General features: G+C 56.9%; 13 protein-coding genes. 7 read left to right on the forward strand and 6 right to left on the reverse strand.

What is annotated here, in order from left to right:
- A partial coding sequence (locus tag ABJK56_RS14660) for a class II glutamine amidotransferase (RefSeq protein WP_347245413.1) occupies positions 1-738 on the reverse strand: 738 nt, incomplete at its 3' end.
- A 396-nt stretch (positions 739-1,134) separates the two neighbouring features.
- Entirely contained in the window at positions 1,135-1,353 is a 219-nt protein-coding gene (locus ABJK56_RS14665; protein WP_347245414.1) for a CDGSH iron-sulfur domain-containing protein, read from the reverse strand.
- Between the two features lie 558 nt (positions 1,354-1,911).
- Between ABJK56_RS14665 and ABJK56_RS14670 the strand changes: the two genes are divergently transcribed.
- Together ABJK56_RS14670 and hisH are read left to right on the forward strand one after the other, a co-directional pair.
- Positions 1,912-2,805 carry a serine/threonine-protein kinase gene (locus ABJK56_RS14670; protein ID WP_347245415.1) on the forward strand — a complete coding sequence of 298 codons (894 nt, stop codon included), beginning with the start codon at positions 1,912-1,914 and terminating at the stop codon, positions 2,803-2,805.
- A 38-nt stretch (positions 2,806-2,843) separates the two neighbouring features.
- Positions 2,844-3,518, forward strand: coding sequence for an imidazole glycerol phosphate synthase subunit HisH (gene hisH, locus ABJK56_RS14675; RefSeq protein WP_347245416.1), 675 nt, complete (start codon positions 2,844-2,846; stop codon positions 3,516-3,518).
- Between the two features lie 81 nt (positions 3,519-3,599).
- On the opposite strand, the gene ABJK56_RS14680 is transcribed toward hisH, so the two are convergent.
- The gene (locus ABJK56_RS14680; RefSeq protein WP_347245417.1) at positions 3,600-4,022 is read right to left on the reverse strand and encodes a hypothetical protein; all 423 of its coding nucleotides are present in this window, start codon (positions 4,020-4,022) and stop codon (positions 3,600-3,602) included.
- 1,064 nt (positions 4,023-5,086) lie between these two features.
- Here ABJK56_RS14680 and acs point away from each other — a divergent pair.
- The gene (gene acs / locus ABJK56_RS14685) at positions 5,087-7,774 is read left to right on the forward strand and encodes an acetate--CoA ligase alpha subunit (protein WP_347245418.1); all 2,688 of its coding nucleotides are present in this window, start codon (positions 5,087-5,089) and stop codon (positions 7,772-7,774) included.
- An 87-nt stretch (positions 7,775-7,861) separates the two neighbouring features.
- Here the strand turns inward: acs and ABJK56_RS14690 are convergent, their stop codons facing one another.
- A complete protein-coding gene (locus ABJK56_RS14690; protein ID WP_347245419.1) occupies positions 7,862-10,132 on the reverse strand; it encodes an Hsp70 family protein in 2,271 nt (756 codons plus the stop codon).
- 297 nt (positions 10,133-10,429) lie between these two features.
- Between ABJK56_RS14690 and cyaB the strand changes: the two genes are divergently transcribed.
- A complete protein-coding gene (gene cyaB, locus ABJK56_RS14695) occupies positions 10,430-10,990 on the forward strand; it encodes a class IV adenylate cyclase (protein ID WP_347245420.1) in 561 nt (186 codons plus the stop codon).
- 188 nt (positions 10,991-11,178) lie between these two features.
- Entirely contained in the window at positions 11,179-12,522 is a 1,344-nt protein-coding gene (locus ABJK56_RS14700) for an MFS transporter (protein WP_347245421.1), read from the forward strand.
- Between the two features lie 8 nt (positions 12,523-12,530).
- On the opposite strand, the gene argS is transcribed toward ABJK56_RS14700, so the two are convergent.
- Both argS and rsfS read right to left on the reverse strand, forming a co-directional pair.
- A complete protein-coding gene (gene argS, locus ABJK56_RS14705) occupies positions 12,531-14,498 on the reverse strand; it encodes an arginine--tRNA ligase (protein WP_347245422.1) in 1,968 nt (655 codons plus the stop codon).
- 102 nt (positions 14,499-14,600) lie between these two features.
- Positions 14,601-15,017, reverse strand: a complete 417-nt coding sequence (rsfS, locus tag ABJK56_RS14710; RefSeq protein WP_347245423.1) for a ribosome silencing factor — start codon at positions 15,015-15,017, stop codon at positions 14,601-14,603.
- A 298-nt stretch (positions 15,018-15,315) separates the two neighbouring features.
- On the opposite strand from rsfS, the gene ABJK56_RS14715 reads away from it, so the two are divergent.
- Positions 15,316-17,730, forward strand: a complete 2,415-nt coding sequence (locus ABJK56_RS14715; protein ID WP_347245424.1) for a glycoside hydrolase N-terminal domain-containing protein — start codon at positions 15,316-15,318, stop codon at positions 17,728-17,730.
- Positions 17,731-18,072: 342 nt separating this feature from the next.
- A partial coding sequence (locus ABJK56_RS14720; protein WP_347245425.1) for an ACT domain-containing protein occupies positions 18,073-18,325 on the forward strand: 253 nt, incomplete at its 3' end.

Here is an 18,325-nt window from a genome sequence, read left to right on the forward strand (position 1 = left end):
GTCCAGCCGGGGCGTCACGGCCAGCAGGTGGTTCTCCGGAACTTCGCACCAGGATTCGTCACTGAGTTTCTTCGATGAAATCAGAATGGCGCTCTCGGTGGCCAGGGTAGAACTGGTGATATTTGCTTCCAGCTCCGTGACGTGGTAATGGAAGATGTGTTCGCTCGTGGAAAAGCGTCGTTCGAGGTAATAGAGGTGATGGCCGCTTTGGTAGGCGAAAAGCCATCGCCCATTGCTGAGGTGAAAAGCCACGCCATCACTCCCCACCTGGCGAAGCGAATCCAGAAGGCTTGGTACGAGGTCCCGGGTTTTTTTGATGTTTTGCACAATCCAGTGAAAAAAGGCTTCGCCCCCGCTTTCCCCATCCAGTGACTCCGCATGCGGAGGATCGAGCAGCCGGAAAAGTTCTTCGCGATTGAGATTTCCCTGCTGCGCAAACAGCCAATTCCGATAATGAAACGGTGAGAGATTGCGCTCGTCCTCATCTCCCGAAACACCGGCATCCAGGAAAAGCACGTAAATGCGGGAAGTACCGGGAGCAAATCGGGCGGCATTGCTCGGTCGCGCAGCGGAAGCCTGCACCTGCTTGGTGATCTTCGGACGTGCCCCTTCGTACCAACCAATTCCCCACGCCAGGGCTGGGGACGAGGCGCCGCTGCTAGCCGGCGAACCCTCGTGAAGTGAAAGTGACAGATCCGCCGGTTTATGGGTGATGACACCAAACATCCAGGAACTCATAAATCGCTGACCCTTCTCTCCCTCTTCGGGCGAGGCACCCCATTGTCACGTTCTTTCCGGCAATCCCGCCAATCAATGATGCTATGCAAGGATGCGGACAACACGACACGGCTGGTGCGGATTGCGTGATCCTGCAATGCCCTCAGGTTTCAATGGCTGGCCCAAAACACCTGGGATTAACTCCCCGGCGTCTTTTTTAGTTTAGTCAAGGTCGGCATTTACGAAAAGCTTTTCGGGACTTCCACCTGGTCGGCAAGCTCTGGAAAAGCTGAAAAATCCTCAATTGCGACCGGTAACACCCGAAAAATCGCTCCATTCGTTCCACAAAAAACAAAGCGAGAGCCGCACGCCGCCCCCGCCTTCGCAATTCTCCGGAGAGTCCCCTGTAAAAGTCGATCATCCACCCCCGCTGGGTGCACGGTCATTCGCTTGAAATCCACACGTCTTGTGGGATCCGTCGCAGAAAGGACGTTCCTTGGAATGTCCGCAGCGGCAGAGGGCGATCGGCCGGGACGGGTCCGTGGGAAATTCACGTCCATCCACATCCACAACGCGAACTGCACCCTGAACCAGATAGGGGCCGTTAGGACGAACCGTGATCACGACATCAGCCATACGCAATCCTCCTTGCAGTTGTACCCAGGACTCACGTGACCCGTTACTCTTGTCTTCACGCAACTATGCGAATGACGGCGAAAACCCGGCTTTCACCCTGCTCGGGAGTTACCCTATTAGTGTACCCATAAGGTCAAGCCGTAGCCTCGCGTGGGCCGATCACCCGTGGTCGTTGTGCTACAAAAGTGAGCTCTTTATTTCAGCACGATTGCGCCTCCTGACAGCAATTCCAGCCCGGACGATCGTCAGGGTCGAGGTCGCGCCGCTGCCAGAATGGTGGTCCTCAACATAATGGACCTGACAAGCAGGTCCCTCCGGGGTTCGGAGGGGCACGCTCGTCGTGCCCGATGAAGCGGGTTGGATCATCCAATGTTCGGAAAGGTGGACGTGGCAAGCACGTCCCTCCGGAGGCCTTCCGAAGAGGTGGGTCCACGACGACAAGACCCTTTTTCAGGGTTTTCTTGCCCAACTGCAAAGTGGCATTTAAACTAGCCATAAGGGTGATTGGGGCCAGCAGTTTGCGAGGGGGCTTTCTCGGGAGATGAGCGACGGACAAACATGGTGCTTAAGCTCCTTCAATCGTTATTCGGAAGCTCTTCCAAAGGCGTCAAGCCCCGGAAGAAGGTTGATATTGCCGCCCGATTCAAAATCCTTCGGGAGGGCGTGGCGGGAACGATGTCCAAATTCTATGTGGCGATGGATCGCGAACGGGGCGAAATCGTGGGCCTGAAAATCTGCGATCCCCAAAAAACAGCCGCTTACGAGGCCCGCTTCAAAGGCCTGAATAAGCCCTGCGAAGGCGAAATCGCCACACTCTTCGTCCATCCCTATATCGTGATGACCTATGAATACGGGTGGACGACAAAGGACGAACCCTATTTGGTCATGGAGTATTTGGAGGGTGGCGGTTTGAATGGCCATCTCGTGGCGAAAAGCCCCTTTCTCTTCCAGCGTCCTCTCTTACCCTACATTCGCCAGGTGGCGGAAGCGGTGGCCGTCGTCCACGAAGCCGGCTTCATCCACCGGGACATCTGTCCCCGAAACCTCATGTTCAATCGGGACTTCAGCGTCCTCAAGCTGACCGACTTCGGCTTGAGCGTACCAGCCACTCCGCCGTTTATGGCGCCGGGGAACCGCAGCGGGACGCCCAACTACATGGCGCCTGAGTTAGTCCGGCGCTACCCCACCGATCAACGCCTGGATATTTTCTCGTTTGGAGTGAGCATGTACGAGTTGCTCACATTTGAGCTTCCCTGGGAGCGCGGTACAACCGGCATGGCGGCCATGGCCCATGACAAGCCGCCCGCCGATATTCGACGTTATCGGCCACAGATTCATCCCGATCTGGCGGCCGCCATCCATGCCTGCATTGAACCCGATAAAGAAAAGCGGTGTCCTTCCATGAGACGGTTTCTCGAGATGATCGCGCACCTAGAATCGACCGATCTGTGAGGTTATTCGGACAGGCTGTTTACCATGGGCAGCGTCTTATGACGGCATCTCAACCCGCATCCGGTAGCGTTACGATCGTCGATTATGGCATGGGTAATCTGAGGAGCGTCCAAAAGGCGTTCGAGAAACTAGGACTCCGCGCGGAGGTCACGGATGAACCAAATCGGGTGATCAACGCCGAGCGCCTTGTGCTTCCCGGAGTGGGGGCCTTCGGCGATGCGATGGCTGAACTAAAACGGCGGGAACTCGTCAAACCGATCCTCCGCTTCATCGAATCCGGTCGCCCCTTCCTGGGAATTTGCCTGGGACTTCAGCTCCTTTTCGAAAGAAGCTACGAGAATGGTCCAATACCGGGTTTTGGGCTGTTGCGGGGAGAGGTTGTCCGCTTTGAGTTGCCGCACGGATGGAGCGTCCCTCACATGGGCTGGAATCAGGTGCGGCAAGAATGTCCCAACCCCCTTATGACGGGCATACCGGACGAGAGTTACTTCTATTTCGTACACTCTTATTACGTGGTTCCACTCGACGCCGAAGTGGTTGCCGGCACCACCGAGTACAAGATCCGGTTCTGCTCCATGGTCCGGCAGGACAATATTTTCGCCACTCAATTTCACCCTGAAAAAAGCCAAGCCCTGGGACTCAAACTTCTCGCCAACTTTGCCGGCCTTGCCGCCCCCACTCCGCCAGCTTCCCCGACTTCGGTGCAAACGTGACGGCCGGGCAAAGATATTCCGAGAAACGATCGGCCGGTGTTCGAAACGCTTACGTTGAGGAGTTACAGACCGGGAATCCGATCAGCAGGAGTCCAGGACCCGCAGAAATCGTCCGCCACTCTCATACCAACCGTGCTGCGTAAATTGCGTCCAGAGAAGCTCGAAAAGGAGTGACGCCCGCTGGCCCGCGTTCTCCAGGGTTACGCAGGCGATCCGGCTGGGCAGCGGACGCGGGTGATAGAAGCCGAGCCCAGTCTCTGACAGATGTTTACCCACCACCACCAGCGAAGGTCCCTGCCGCGAGTTGCCGTCGGGAGTCAGGGGTTGCAGTTGCACGAGATAAGGGAACGCAAAACGCGGTGACTGTCGCCGCTCGTTTTCATACGGTTCGGGATAGATCGTCGCGAGGACGCGGCGGACAGCAGCCTGCACCGACCCGCCGCCTGAATGCGACGACAACGGTTGCCAATAACTTGCTGGTGACGTGACATCCGCGAGGCTCATCACTCAACTTCCTCCCAGTTAGCTGATGATCGAGTTTGTGAAGGCCGGGTTTATATCCCGGGCGTCAAGGCCATCCGTTCCCCGCCCACTGGGCCCGTTTTTTTCGCTCATTCCTCCGTGCTGCGTGGACGATCGACAATTTTCCCAGGTGATTTAGAGTCCGTGGGCGCTATAAGACAACAGTTTTCTCCCACAAAATTAAAGGTGTTATCTTAATCACCTCAGAAGAAGCCATTTCTGGCAATCTGGTGGCCCACCGTTTCTCCTTCGATCCTGGCGTCAGCGTTCCTCTTAGAAGAGATGCTTGTCAAGGTTGCCAACGGCCGGCCATCACCTGAACTGGGCGACGCCTTATTAGGGCGTCAAGACAACCCTAGATCACGATCGAAGATTTGTCAAGGAACAAACTCCCGCCTGGCGAATCCGTTGCACTTCCGCGGAAATTTCAACTTGCATTTTGCAGAAGTTCCATTTGTCGCGAACATTTTTCCACCCCGGCGAATTGGGTCAGTGCGGGTGGCTTCAGCGCTGTTTTCTTGCATCGACGATTTTTCGCGTGCGATCCTGGCTCGATTGAGTCACAATTCATGCCTGGATCACAGGCTCTTCACACCGGGCGGACCAAACTGCGAACGACGCGGTGTCGAGGCCGGTCTGGCAAAGAAGGCGATAGCTCACCGTTTTCTATGTCTGGGTGAATTGACAGGTCCGCCGTCCGGCCCGCGCACAACAGTTCGCAAAAATAGCAAAACGAGGAAAAAACTGCCCGCTCAAACTCGGCGTACAATTAAAAGAGCTTGTTGACGAGGGAGACGGAAGGCGAGCTGGCAGAGACGAATCTTTTGGCACAACTGCACCAGTTGCGCAAGGCGGATTACTCAGTGAATCACGCAAAGTTTCGATACTGCTTTCATTTTGTGCCACTTTCGCCGAATTCTTAAATTGGCTATCTTGAACTACGAGGGGTGGGCAGTTGCGTCTTTGAGGAGTGCTTCCGGTGTGAAGAGACAGTCGTCTCCGCGAGGACGGGGACGGGGTTCTGGGAGACATGGTAGGAGCTGACCGTGAGTATCGAAAACCTGCATAAGATCTTCAATCCCCATCGGGTGGCGGTTATTGGGGCTAGCGATACCCCCACCAGTGTTGGTTACACAGTGCTGCGGAATCTGGTGGGGTCCGGGTTCCGTGGAGTGGTTTACCCGGTCAACCCCAAGCGGGAGGCTGTTCAGGGCATTCACGCCTATAAGGACGTGGCGAGTTTGCCCAATCCGCCCGATCTGGCTGTCATCTGCACCCCGGCGAAAACCGTGCCCGGCCTGATCCGCGAGCTGGGAATGGCCGGCACAAAAGGAATTGTCATCATTTCCGCCGGTTTTCGCGAAATCGGGGAAGAGGGCCGCAAATTGGAGAACCAGGTGCTGGAAGAGCAGGCCAAATTCCCCGGCATGCGGATCATCGGACCGAACTGTCTGGGAATTATTGTCCCCGGCATTTCCCTTAATGCGAGTTTTGCAGCAGCAACGCCGCCGAAGGGACACATCGGGTTCATTTCTCAGTCTGGTGCGCTGTGCACCTCGGTTCTGGACTGGGCCATTGATCAGGGTATCGGATTCTCCTACTTTGTATCGGTCGGCAATATGATCGATGTCACGATTGCCGATCTGATCGACTACTTCGGCTCACAGACAGAGACCCAATCCATCATTCTTTACATCGAATCGATTACAGAGGCCCGAGAGTTCATGTCGGCGGCTCGGGCATTTGCTCGCACGAAGCCGATTGTCGCCTTCAAATCGGGACGATTCGCAGAATCCGCGGCGGCGGCGGCGTCGCACACCGGAGCGATGGCGGGCGTGGATGCCGTCTACGAGGCCGCATTCCAGCGGGCGGGCATTGAACGAATCTTCCAGATCGAAGACATGTTCGATTGTGCCGAGCTTCTCGCCCGGCAACAGCCGCCCAAAGGCGACCGCGTGGCCATCGTCACAAATGCCGGCGGTCCGGGCGTTATGACTACCGATGCCCTTATCGCCCTGGGTGGCCACCTGGCGGAGCTTTCCGAAGAGACCATGCAGAAGCTCAACGAGTTTCTACCGCCGTTCTGGTCGCATAACAACCCGGTGGATGTGCTGGGAGACGCACCACCGGAACGTTACGCCAAGGCGATTGACGTGGTGGCGGCGGACCCCAATGTCGATGCAGTGTTTGTCATTCTCACGCCTCAGGCGATGACGGACTCCACCGGGACAGCCCGCGCGGTGGCGGAAGTGGCCAAGAAACACAAAAAGCCGATTCTCGGAGCGTGGATGGGTGGACGAACTGTCGCCGAGGGGATGCAGGTTCTCAGTGAAAACAATATCCCCTGCTACACAACCCCCGAGAAGGCGGTTCGCGCGTTCATGCATCTGGTGTCCTACGCGCGGAATCTTTCGCTGCTCCACGAAACGCCTCGCGACATTCCGGTGTCATTCTCCTTCGACCGTCAGCGGCTCCGCGGCGTCTTCGAGAGTCTGCTTACCGAGGGTGCAGAGATCCTGACGGAGAGCGTCTCAAAGGCATTCCTGGAAGCCTACGGTATCCCGGTCACCAAGCCTTACCTGGCTCGCACCGCGGATCAGGCCGTGGAAATCGCCAAGCGGATCGGCTTCCCGGTTGTGATGAAAATCCACTCGCCGCAGATCACTCACAAAACAGATGTCGGTGGCGTGCTTCTCAACATCGCCAACGAGCAGGCCGTTCGGGAGGGTTTCGAAAAGCTGGTTCGGCGCGCCCAGGAAAAACGGCCCGATGCGCAGATTCTCGGTTGCACCGTCCAGCAGATGGTGAGTTATCCCAACAGTTTCGAGCTTATCATTGGAACAAAGCGCGATCCCGTGTTTGGATCGGTGATCATGGTGGGAATGGGCGGTGTAGCTGCCGAAGTTTTCCGTGATTACGCCCTCGCTCTGCCACCCCTCAATGAAACGCTTGCTCGCCGTGCCTTGGAATCCCTCAAATCGTGGCCCTTGCTTCGTGGATATCGTGGTCGGCCGGGCGTTAACATCGACAAGCTCATCGAGGTCCTCATGCGGTTTTCCTACCTGGTCGCGGACTATCCCGAAATCAAAGAGCTGGATGTCAATCCGCTCCTTGTCACGCCGGAAGATGTCATCGCTTTGGACGCCCGCGTTGTCGTGGATCGCGATATCCTGGCTCACGGTGTCCGGCCGTATGCCCACCTTGCGATTCGGCCTTATCCGGAGGAATTTGTCACGGAGCGAAAACTGAAGGACGGGACACGTGTCATCCTTCGGCCCATCAAGCCGGAAGACGAGCCAATGTGGCACGAGCTTCTGGCGAGTTGCTCCACGCAATCGATCTGGTTCCGCTTCAGTTACCTGTTCAAACAGACCACCCACGAGATGGCAGCCCGGTATTGCTTCATCGATTACGACCGGGAAATGGCGATCGTGGCGGAAGTGGAAGAGGATGGCCAGCGGAAACTTATCGGGGTGGGACGCCTTGTGGCCGATGCCAACCACGAAGTCGCGGAATATGCCGTGCTCGTGGCGGATCGCTGGCACGGACGGGGATTGGGCGGTTTGCTCACGGACTACTGCCTGGAAGTGGCCAAGCGGTGGGGCATTAAGAAAGTCGTTGCGGAAACATCCAAGGATAACACACGGATGCTGGCCACTTTCCGCAACCGTGGCTTCGAATTCAACGAAAAGGCCGACCAGGACGTTGTTCTGGTGACCAAGACACTCGCCTGAGAAGCTGGTTTTGCGTGTCCTATGCGATGAATATCGTCACGCTTCCCAAGACTGGGAAGCGTTTTTCATTGGGATAGCTGCCACCGTTTACCACGGCCGAAGGATCCAGCTTTCGGGAAACAGTTTGCTGACCAGCCAGTACCCGATCGCCAGGCCGAGAAGTCCCGACACAACAAATCCCACAATCCCGATAAAGGCACGGGGAAGCGTGATCCCAAACCCCACCCGGACGCGATCGCCAACCCGCCTTGATCGTGTGCCTGCCGATCTGGATGGGGAAAGCTCCGGCTCTACAATGAACTGTTCGTGGGGCACGTCCGCTTCTGCGCCTCCACTTGCCGACAGTTCACGGCGGCGTTCCTCGAAAACGGCGGCCGGCTTTATCGAATCAGGAACTGACAGGGATTCTTCACGGAGGAGTTCTTCCCGAGTAACCCGGACGACATCACGTCGAATCAGCGGCCCAGTCCCGAACACGGGTGCGGGCGCGATCTCTGCTGTACTCTCCGTTTTTTCCTGCAAAGGTAGCTCAGCCGTTACATTCTGAACAGTTGTCGGTTCGGGAGGCGCATATTGTTTCGGGGTGACGGCAGGCGGTGCTATTTCCAGGGGCATCCATCGGCCCTGCGCCTGAGCGGCGGCTAACCGCGGATGACGTGGTCGGGAGGGCGGTGTCGCCATCGGGCGCGAATCGGCTGCCGGAGCCCCGGCTTCCTCCCGGGCTGGGAGATATGGGGGCGATTCACTCTCCTCCGGCCCCTGATCTGCTGCAATGCGCGTGCGTGCTAAACCCTCGGAAACATGGCCCCAGGACTTCGCTGAGCCCAGTGTTTCCCGCCATCGTGTGATGGTTTCCCGTTCTAAACCCGATGCCGGGATAAATACGACTTCCAACTTTTGTGTGGAGCCAGACCACCGAGCAGTCCACCCCAGCTCCCCAGTTTTCGTGCACGTTACTTCCAACTCAATCACCGAAGGCCCCGCTGGCTGGGACGTTTCCCTAATGAGGAGCTGGCCCATCTTTTCACGTCGAGAAGCCATCTCTTTCCACAGGACGAGACTGATCGCGCCACCTACCGGTTGGGGAATTGTAAGCTCATGCACGCTATGCGATGGAAGAGCCGTGCCCTCGCCTGCGACGATGATTTTTTTCCCCTCCGGATCCCAGTCAGGCGCCAGAAAGAGCGTGAAAGGCAAAACGCTCTCAATATTCAACTGAGCAAAATTGTTTTGCGCAGGGGAAACCCGTGCAGAACACTTCGACAGAGAGCACGACCTTTCCAGATACAAGGCCCCATAAAGAGCGGCTCCCCGAGCGACCGCTTCCTCTGGGTTGACTGTGAAATGAATATTTTGGCCAAAGACTTCGCCCAAAACTTGCTGAATCATCGGCATGCGGACGCCTCCACCCGTCACAACCGGCACAATGGACCCACCGGGTTCGGACGACACTCGCTGAAGATGCCGGGTGAGCTTGCGTCGCAGAGAGGCAATCAGATCGGTGCACTGGCTCTCGAATTCCTGGCGGCTGATGACCATTTCAAACCGGGCAGATTCGAGTTCCACCTCCAGGCGCGTGCGATCGCGAGCGCTCAGATTGTGCTTGGCTTCTACGACCGCCCCATATATCCTGTTCCACAACAGAGGATTGCCTCGGGGATCGGAGAAACCTTCGGCGAGCATCCGTTCCGCAACCAGCTCCCCCAACCGCAGGTCAAAATCGTATCCAGAAAGCTGCGGATTCACCTCATAAGAAAGGGTTCGGCACACTCCTTCGTGGAGAACGAGAGTGGCCATCTGGCAGGCACCACCCCCGAGATCGAATACAAAAAACAGGCGTTGGCGGGAACTGGCTCGGTCGATACTTTCACCTGTGGCCTCGAGGAACGCGAGGACGGCCGCAACGTGGTCCTGCACAACCCCCAGTCCACTCAACCCTGCAATCTCTCCGGCATCCATCACCGCCTGGCAGCGCCAATGGTCAAAGTGACCTGGGACCGAGAAGATGCAACGTGAATCGCTCGGAATCTGGCGATGAAGGACATCCCGAAGCCGTCGCAGGACGCACGCCTGGATGACCTCGGGCGGGAGTTTCTGGCCGCGAATCGGTCGGCTGTAGAGGGCCGTCCCCAGCTCCCGCTTCATCCAGTAGGCCACTTCATCACGATAGAGAAACATGACATTCCTGGCTTCTCGGCCCACGATGATGTCAGTCTCTGTAAAGCGTACGGCGTTGGGCAAAAAAGTGTCGCCCCTCTCATCGCGAATCATCTCAGAGTGACCGGTGGCATCTAGGGAAGCAGCACAGATCTTCCAGGTTCCCAGATCGATACCCACCGGTTGGCTTGCGGCGCTCATTGTCCCCTTTTCCCCGTTCTCTTGTGAGGCGCTGTGAGAAAGGTGGTGTGTTCGCCAGCACGTCTGGGTGGCAAGGCCCGCTGTGCCCACACCGCCAGTTCTCCGATGATCACTATAACTTTCGCTCCTGTTCTGGTATCATCAATTCAGGTTTTGTGCCAAATAGCTAGCTTTTTCTTGATCGTACCTTACCCATCAAGGACTGAACACTTGCCCGCACTGGTTACGGTACGTCGGTCGTAGGAGCGACTGCGGTCATTTGGGCGTGATGAGCCCTGAAGAACACGGCTGATAGAGATGAGTGCATCGCTGGAAGTGGAATTCAAGTTCAGGGACGTCGATCTTGCGAGTGTGGAAAAGCGACTTTGTGAACTGCACGCCGTCCCGGAGGGAGTCCGCGAAGAAGTCGATCTTTACTTCGCCCATCCGGCACGTGATTTTTCGCGGACGGACGAAGCGCTGCGCATTCGTCGAATTGGTGATCGCAACTGGATCACGTACAAAGGCCCCAAAATCGACAGTGTTTCCAAAACTCGAGACGAAATCGAACTCCCCCTGGCAGACGGCCGCGAAGCGTGGGAAAGCTGGAAAAGGCTCCTGGAACGCTTGGGATTCCGACCGGTTCGCCAGGTAGCCAAGCGGCGGAAACGATTTCTCCTGGATTGGGAAGGATGGGCCATTGAGATTTCCCTCGACGAGGTGGCCGATCTGGGGGTCTTTGTGGAACTGGAGATTGTCTGCCAACACGAAAAAATGGCGGCTGCGCGGGACGCTTTGAGTCGCCTGGCAGCCGAATTGGGTCTACAGACGAGCGAGAGAAGAAGCTACCTGGAATTGTTGCTCCAAATGCCACAGTAGAGAGTATGAGCCGGCATTTTCAAGGACATGCGCAAAAGGCTCCCCACCCCCGCAAACGTTCCACAAGTTTTTGCTTTGATTTCCCGCCGTCGAACAATTTGGCGTAAAATCAAAGGGCATACGAGCAGACTGTGAACCTTTCGCGGCTGTAGCGGTGGGCTATCGCACTCATGCAGGACATTCCCCCCTTGGATGCGAGCAGAACGGGTTGTCGGGAAAGGCATTCCCGTCCCGACATGGAGTGCGGCCCTGATCCTGTATCGCACCGGGCCAATCTCTGGCTGCTCATTTTTCATCAGATTGTTTTTCGCGTGGGTTGGACGTTTAAAACCGAGAGCGTTGTCCTTCCGGGTTTTCTCGATTTTCTCGCAGGCCCTGGGGCAGGCATCTATCGGGGATTTCTGCCGATTCTCAATCGCGCAGGACAGGGTGTATTCCCGATCTTCCTGGCCCGACTGATGGATCATGTCCCCACCAAGCGGTTCACACTCGTCATGTTTTGCGGTTTGCTCGCTGTTCCGCTTGGACTGATGGCCCTTCTGGCGCTGGGGTACGGAGAAATCGGTCGCCGCAACGCTGCCGTGGCCTTTCTGGCGGTTTACTTCCTATTTTCCGGTGTCTACGGCCTGTACCAGGTCGCATTTAACACCGTTCAGGGAAAACTCATTCGCCCGGACTACCGCGGCCGACTGATGAGCTACTCCACGTTTTGGGGAACGATTCCGGCAATCCTTGTGGGATTGCTGGTCCTGCGGTCCTGGCTGTCGGGCAATTTTCCCCACTACGACATCGTCTTCTCAACCAGCGCCTGTCTGTTCATTTTGTCGGGAGTTCTCTGCCTGCTGTTACGCGAACCAGGCAGAGATGGAGCTCGGCACAGGGTCTCTACCGTGAGTTTTTGGGAACCGTTCATCCGGTCATTTCGTACCCGCCCCGGTTTGAGAGGGCTCTGGCTTGTCGGCATGGTGTATAGCTTTTCTCTGGCGCTGGTGCCCCACTACCAGGCTTTCGCCCGAGAGCGGCTGCACATTTCAGCCGACCAGCAATACCTCTGGGTGATCGCCCAGAGCGCCAGCGTTGGCGTGTTCAGTATCCTCGTGGGATGGCTGGCCGATCGATTCGGAAATCGCCTTACGTTCGCTCTCCTCGTGTTTTGTTCAGCCATGACACCGGCGTGGTGCCTAGCGATGCTCCATCTTCCCCGAAGCTGGGTGGAGAGCGGTATCTGGTTCACATTCTTGACCCTGGCCTTCACCACTCTCACACCGCGTCTGGCGGTCAATTATGCCCTGGAGTTGGTCCCAGCGCAGGAACACGCGGTGGCCACGGCAGGACTCCAGGTGGCTATTACGGTTCCCCTTCTGGCATCTCCCCTATGGGGCTGGATCATCGAGCTGTGGGGATTTGAAGGCCTGCTGCGTGCCGCCATCGTGGTGATTTCTCTGGCCGGCGTCATGAGTATCTTCCTCCCTGAACCTCGCGCAAGCCTCTATGCGATGCCGCCGTCCAAGATCATCCCGGGCGAGGAATAACGCGAGAGTTACATACGATTAACCACCTCAATCCCCAGAAGCTCCAGCCCCTGGCGGATGACCCGCGCCGTCAGGTCGCACAGAAGCAACCGGCTCTGCCGCTCCTCGCTGTCTGCCGCCTGTAGGACAGGGCAGGACTCATAAAAAGTGGAAAAACGGTTGGCCAGGGAAAACAGATAGCCCGTCAACTGATTGGGACGATAATCCTCGAGCACTAATTGGATGGCTTCTGGGAAGCGGAGGATCTCCTGACCCAGAGCCCGCTCGGCCGGATGTTTCAGGTGGATGGGACCGTCGAGCTCGCGAAGCATGGTCACATCGACTCCGCCTTTCGCGAAGATGTTTTGAATCCGAGCGTAGGCATACTGCATGTAAGTGCCGGTGTTTCCGGTCATGGCCAGCATCTTGTCGTAGCTGAAAACATAGTCGCTGGTGCGATTTTGCGAGAGATCCGCGTACTTCAGCGCACCAATCCCCACGACTTCCGCGATTCGACGCCGCTCCTCTTCGGACAACTCCGGTCCTGTTGGTTTGGCATCGTCGTTGGCGCAAACGATCTGGTAGGCACGGCGAACCGCTTCGTCGAGCAGGGACTCCAGCCCGACTACGTCCCCTTCGCGGGTCTTGAAAGGTCGTCCGTCCTCGCCCAGCACGGTGCCGAAACTCACGTGGACGAGCTTCACCTTGTCGTATCCCATCATGCGAGCGGCAGCAAAAAGCTGGCGAAAATGGAGACTCTGCCGGAAATCCACGACATAGAGAATGGCATCCGGGTTCCAGGTTTCCATGCGGTAGCGAAGGGTTGCCAGATCTGTTGTAGCGTAAAGGAAGGCACCATCCTGCTTGCGGATGATCATGGGGGTTTCAATATCGGGGAAAAAGATGCAAATCGCCCCTTCACTCTCCCGCGCAAGTCCCTTCTGGAGAAGTTCCTCCACCAGGGGACCGAGCCGATCGTGGTAAAAACTTTCGCCAAGCGTGTAATCGAAACGGATACCCAGGCGGCGGTAAATTCTGTTCATTTCGTCCAAGCTGTGAGGTAAAAACTCGCGCCACAATCGGAGGTTCTCTTCGTCTCCCGCGTGCAATTTCGCGGTTTCCCGGAGCACCTCCTGTTCGATGTCGGGATGCGCCTTCGCCCACTCGTAGAGAACAGGATCCGCTTCCACTGCGGTACGCTTGCGCTGTAATTCTTCCAGCTCTTCTCGGAGCTCCTTGATTTCTTCCTGGAGTCCGCGGCGTTTTTTCTCTTCCTTTTTCAGGGCTGCGGGAGAGGTGTGACTCCCGTTTGCCCGGGCAAGTTCCTGTTCTTTCGTCTGCAAACGACTTTCCAGATCAGCTATTTTCTGTACTGCTTCCTGATAATCGATGAGTTGCCGCACAAGGCGGTACAGCCGGGCAAGCTCCGCCACCGGGTTTTTCTTGTAGGCTTCTTCGTCCAGGAAATGACGATAACCGTAAATGATCATGCCGAACTGCGTGCCCCAATCGCCGATGTGGTTATCGCTGATCACGTGATGACCGACGAAACGCAACGTCCTGTAAATTGCATCGCCGATCACCGTGGAGCGAATGTGTCCAACATGCATCGGCTTGGCCACGTTGGGGGCGGAATAGTCGATGATGATGGTTTCCGCTTTTTCCACCGGTGGCACACCCAGGCGGGGATCCTCAAGAAGGGCCTGCAAACATTTTCCCAAGTATTCGTCACGGAGTCGAAAGTTGATGAATCCTGGTCCGGCGATCTCGGGCGGTTGGGCCATGTCGCTCACGTCCAGCGCGGCGACGATCTCCTCCGCTATCTCTCGCGGCTTTTTGCGCAGGGCCTTGGCCAACGGCATCGCCAGGTCGGCCTGGTAATCGCCCAATCGCTCATCCTGGGTCGGGCGGATCAATTTGAGATACGATTCGGGATCCGATATGAGCCGGGCGAGAACGGGACGAAAACGGGCTCGCAGTTCCTCAAGAATGTTCATCGTGCAACTTCCTTCAGCACCGAGTGACGGCCGAATTAATACAATCTCCCGACACCAGGTCAGACCTGGCGTTGGGGGAAGGAACGGAAGACTGGAGCGTCTTCACATGGACGCCATTCTCGCGGAACCGTCATCCCCTGGGGAGAAGGGGATCTGACGGGCATGCGACCAGAGATCTTCGAGGGCGTAATAGCGGCGGGTTTCTGGGTCAAAAAGATGGACAACCACGTCTCCGTAGTCCAGCAGGATCCACCGACTTTCCCCAAAACCTTCAATCCCAAGCCGCCGCGCCCCCTGTTGGGTGAGGGCTTCGTCGATGTGTTCACTCATCGCATGAAGCTGACGGCGACTGGTTCCTGAGACGATGACGAAGAAATCAAAAAACGTGGTCAGCTCGCGCATGTCGAGGATCACGATGTCCTGCCCGCGATGTTCCTCGGCAGTCCGTGCCGCCAGAAGTGCCCGCTCCAAAGAAGTTGTCGTTTCGATGGACGGCATCGCGTTGTCGTATTCGTTCACTCTCTGATTCTCCAGAAACCCGGACCGAATCACGTGAGACCAGACGCCTAGTTTATCTCCCCTATTCATTTTACACGAGGTTCCCCTCATCGAAAACGTTGGCTCACTCTGATAACCTGATACCCCAGATCCCCGCCATTGACTCCGGGCGAGTGAGTCCAACAAAACGGTTTGCCAATCGTTCTTGATAGCCAGGCTTCAAGCCGCTTTGTTGGTCGGGATAGTTTGCCAGAAATGACCATCGTGGGCCGTTGCTTCCCGGCAGCCGAATTTTCTGCAACTGCGTGAGAGGTTTCCCATGAGGTGGATGATCGGAAGGCTTTTAGCAAGAAAATTACTGCCTTTAACCGCAGTAGGTGTGGTGTTGACGGTTGTCAGCAGCAGGGATTCAGGCCGACAGGTACTCCGCGCGGAAGAGTCGCTCCGGCTCTGGTACGAACGGCCGGCAGACAAGTGGACCGAGGCCTTGCCCCTCGGTAACGGCCGTTTGGGGGCCATGGTATTCGGAAAGACGGATCGGGAACGGATCCAGATCAATGAAGACACGGTCTGGGCCGGCTCACCGCATGATTACTCGCATCCCGGTGCCGCCAAGTATCTTCCCGAGATTCGACGTCTCCTGCTAGAAGGAAAACAGCAGGAGGCTACCGCTCTGGCGGCCGAGTATTTCATGAGCATTCCGCTTCGCCAGATGCCCTATCAGCCCTGCTGCGACCTCGAACTAGACTTTGGTGAAACCGGTCCCGTCAATTCGTACCGGAGGGAGCTGGATCTTTCATCCGCCGTGGCACTCACGACATACCGCGTGGGTGACGTGACATTCACACGCAGCGTCTTTGCGAGTTTCCCGGATCAGGTGATCGTTGTTCGAATAACCGCCGATAAACCCAGCGCGGTGGCATTTGCCGCCTCGTTGACAACACCCCATAGCCAGCGCGAAGTTCACGCGGTTGACAATCAAATTGTGCTCCGCGGCAAGGTGGCGGACTATGTGATTCGGTCCACCGGCGAACGCCTTCCCAGCGCAATCCGTTTTGAAGTTCGGGCTCTAGTTCTGGCGGAGGGTGGCTTGGTGACCCCTGAGGATGGTGCCCTACGGGTACAGGGAGCGGACGCTGCCACGATTTTGCTGACGGCAGCCACCAATTATCGGAATTTCCGAGATGTCAGCGGAGATCCTTCCGCTCGTTGCACCGCGGTGATTCAGAATGCGGCTGCGCTTTCCTACGAGAAGCTGCTTGCACGGCACCTGGAAGACTATCGCGCGCTGTTCGATCGCGTTCACCTCTCGCTGCCCGAAACTCCGGCGGCCAGTCAGCCCACAGATCGCCGGCTTCGTGATTTTGGTAAACAGAATGATCCACAGCTGGTGGCCCTGTATTTTCAGTTCGGGCGTTACCTGCTGATTGCAAGCAGTCGTCCTGGCAGTCAGCCGGCAAATCTCCAGGGAATCTGGAATGAGAGCCTCAACCCGCCGTGGGAATCCAAGTACACCACGAACATCAATGTGGAAATGAATTACTGGCCTGCCGAAGTGTGCCATTTGTCCGAATGCACTGAACCGCTCTTCGCCGCTATGGAAGAGCTGGCGATCTCCGGCGCTCGAACTGCCGAGGTTCATTACGGGATGCCGGGCTGGGTGCTTCATCACAATTTTGACCTCTGGCGGGGGACTGCTCCCATCAATGCGGCGAATCACGGCATTTGGCCGATGGGCGGTGCCTGGCTCTGCCAGCACCTGTGGTGGCACTACGAATTCACTTTGGATCGCGAATTCCTGGCGCGTCGCGCGTACCCACTCATGAAGGGAGCGTGCGAATTCTTCCTCAACTACCTCATCGAAGATCCCCGAAGCGAACACCACTGGCTTATTTCCGGGCCTTCCAACTCTCCGGAGCAGGGCGGCCTCGTCATGGGCCCCACCATGGACCATCAGATTCTCCGTTATCTGTTTTTGACGACCGCCAAGGCGGCTGAAATCCTCGGCGTCGATCCTGATTTTCGCAACAAGCTTTTGGAAATGCGGGCTCGGATCGCTCCCAATCAGATCGGGAAGTACGGACAGCTTCAAGAATGGCTGGAAGACAAGGATGATCCTAATAACAAACATCGACACCTCTCTCATCTTTGGGCGGTTTTTCCCGGGGAAGAGATCACCCCGCGGGGCACACCGGAATTGTGCCGAGCGGCTCGCCGCTCCCTGGAGTTCCGAGGAGACGGAGGAACAGGGTGGAGCAAAGCCTGGAAAGTTTGCCTCTGGGCACGCTTCGAGGACGGGAATCGGGCTTACAAATTGCTCAGAGAGCTGATTGCTGAAAACACCCTCCCGAATATGTTCGACACGTGCCCACCTTTTCAAATTGACGGCAATTTCGGCGGCACCATGGGAATAGCCGAGATGCTTCTCCAGTCTCACAGTGGTGAAATTTCCCTTTTGCCGGCTTTGCCGGATGCGTGGCCCTCAGGCAAAGTAGAAGGACTCCGGGCCAGAGGCAAAGTCGGCGTCTCCATTCAATGGGAAGAGCATACGATCCTGGCAGAGCTGAAGCCGGAGGTCTCGCAGTGGATTCGCTTGCGACTGCCTCGATCCGTCAGCCGGGTTGAGGTTCGCGACAATTTCGGTGCGCCCGTCCAAACAACGCGCACCGAAGATGGAGCGTACCTCTTTTCGGTTCAGCCGGGCAGCTACACGGTCCGAGCCAGCCGAGGTTAATTTCGCCCCCGGAGGGACCTGCTCGTCACGTCCGCCTTTCCGAACATTGGATGATCCAACCCGATTCACCGGGCACGACAAGCGTGCGACTCCGGAGGCCCAGCGATAATCTACCGCGAATGGCGCTTCCATGATTACAATGAACAATAACGACGTTTGGTGATGCCAACCTGTCGTCAACAAGAGTTCAAAAAAGCGATCCTCGCTGGTCGCGTCAGCGTCACGTCTTGCCGCTCTCTTTCCGCCGGCATCTCGGTGAGTTCGAGTAAAAGTTTTTCTTTGCAGAAGCTCGGCTGAAAGGGGTGTTCCTCGCACAAAAAGTAGGGAGGGAAATTCACGTCCATGATCAGCCGTTATGAACACGCCTACGTACTCGATGTCATGTCCGACGACCATCCCGGCATAGTGGCCACCGTGAGCTCCGCCGTCGAGGAACTGGGGGCCAATATCGACGCCTGCAGCCAAACGGTGCTGGGCGGCTATTTCACCCTCATCATGATCATCAGTCTGCCCCACCCCATCGATCCGGAACAGCTTGCCGAACACGTGCGCAAAGCCGGGGGGACATGGAACTTGCAGGTTCTCGCCCGGCGGG

Source organism: Thermogutta sp. (genome assembly GCF_039793925.1).
Taxonomy (GTDB): Bacteria; Planctomycetota; Planctomycetia; order Pirellulales; family Thermoguttaceae; genus Thermogutta.

Excerpts from the sequence above, each read along its gene's own strand:
- ABJK56_RS14665 (WP_347245414.1), bottom strand. The coding sequence starts at position 1,353 with ATGGCTGATGTCGTGATCACGGTTCGTCCTAACGGCCCCTATCTGGTT.
- ABJK56_RS14680 (WP_347245417.1), bottom strand. The coding sequence starts at position 4,022 with ATGAGCCTCGCGGATGTCACGTCACCAGCAAGTTATTGGCAACCGTTG.
- hisH (WP_347245416.1), top strand. The coding sequence starts at position 2,844 with ATGACGGCATCTCAACCCGCATCCGGTAGCGTTACGATCGTCGATTAT.
- ABJK56_RS14670 (WP_347245415.1), top strand. The coding sequence starts at position 1,912 with ATGGTGCTTAAGCTCCTTCAATCGTTATTCGGAAGCTCTTCCAAAGGC.
- ABJK56_RS14715 (WP_347245424.1), top strand. The coding sequence starts at position 15,316 with ATGAGGTGGATGATCGGAAGGCTTTTAGCAAGAAAATTACTGCCTTTA.
- cyaB (WP_347245420.1), top strand. The coding sequence starts at position 10,430 with ATGAGTGCATCGCTGGAAGTGGAATTCAAGTTCAGGGACGTCGATCTT.
- argS (WP_347245422.1), bottom strand. The coding sequence starts at position 14,498 with ATGAACATTCTTGAGGAACTGCGAGCCCGTTTTCGTCCCGTTCTCGCC.
- ABJK56_RS14690 (WP_347245419.1), bottom strand. The coding sequence starts at position 10,132 with ATGAGCGCCGCAAGCCAACCGGTGGGTATCGATCTGGGAACCTGGAAG.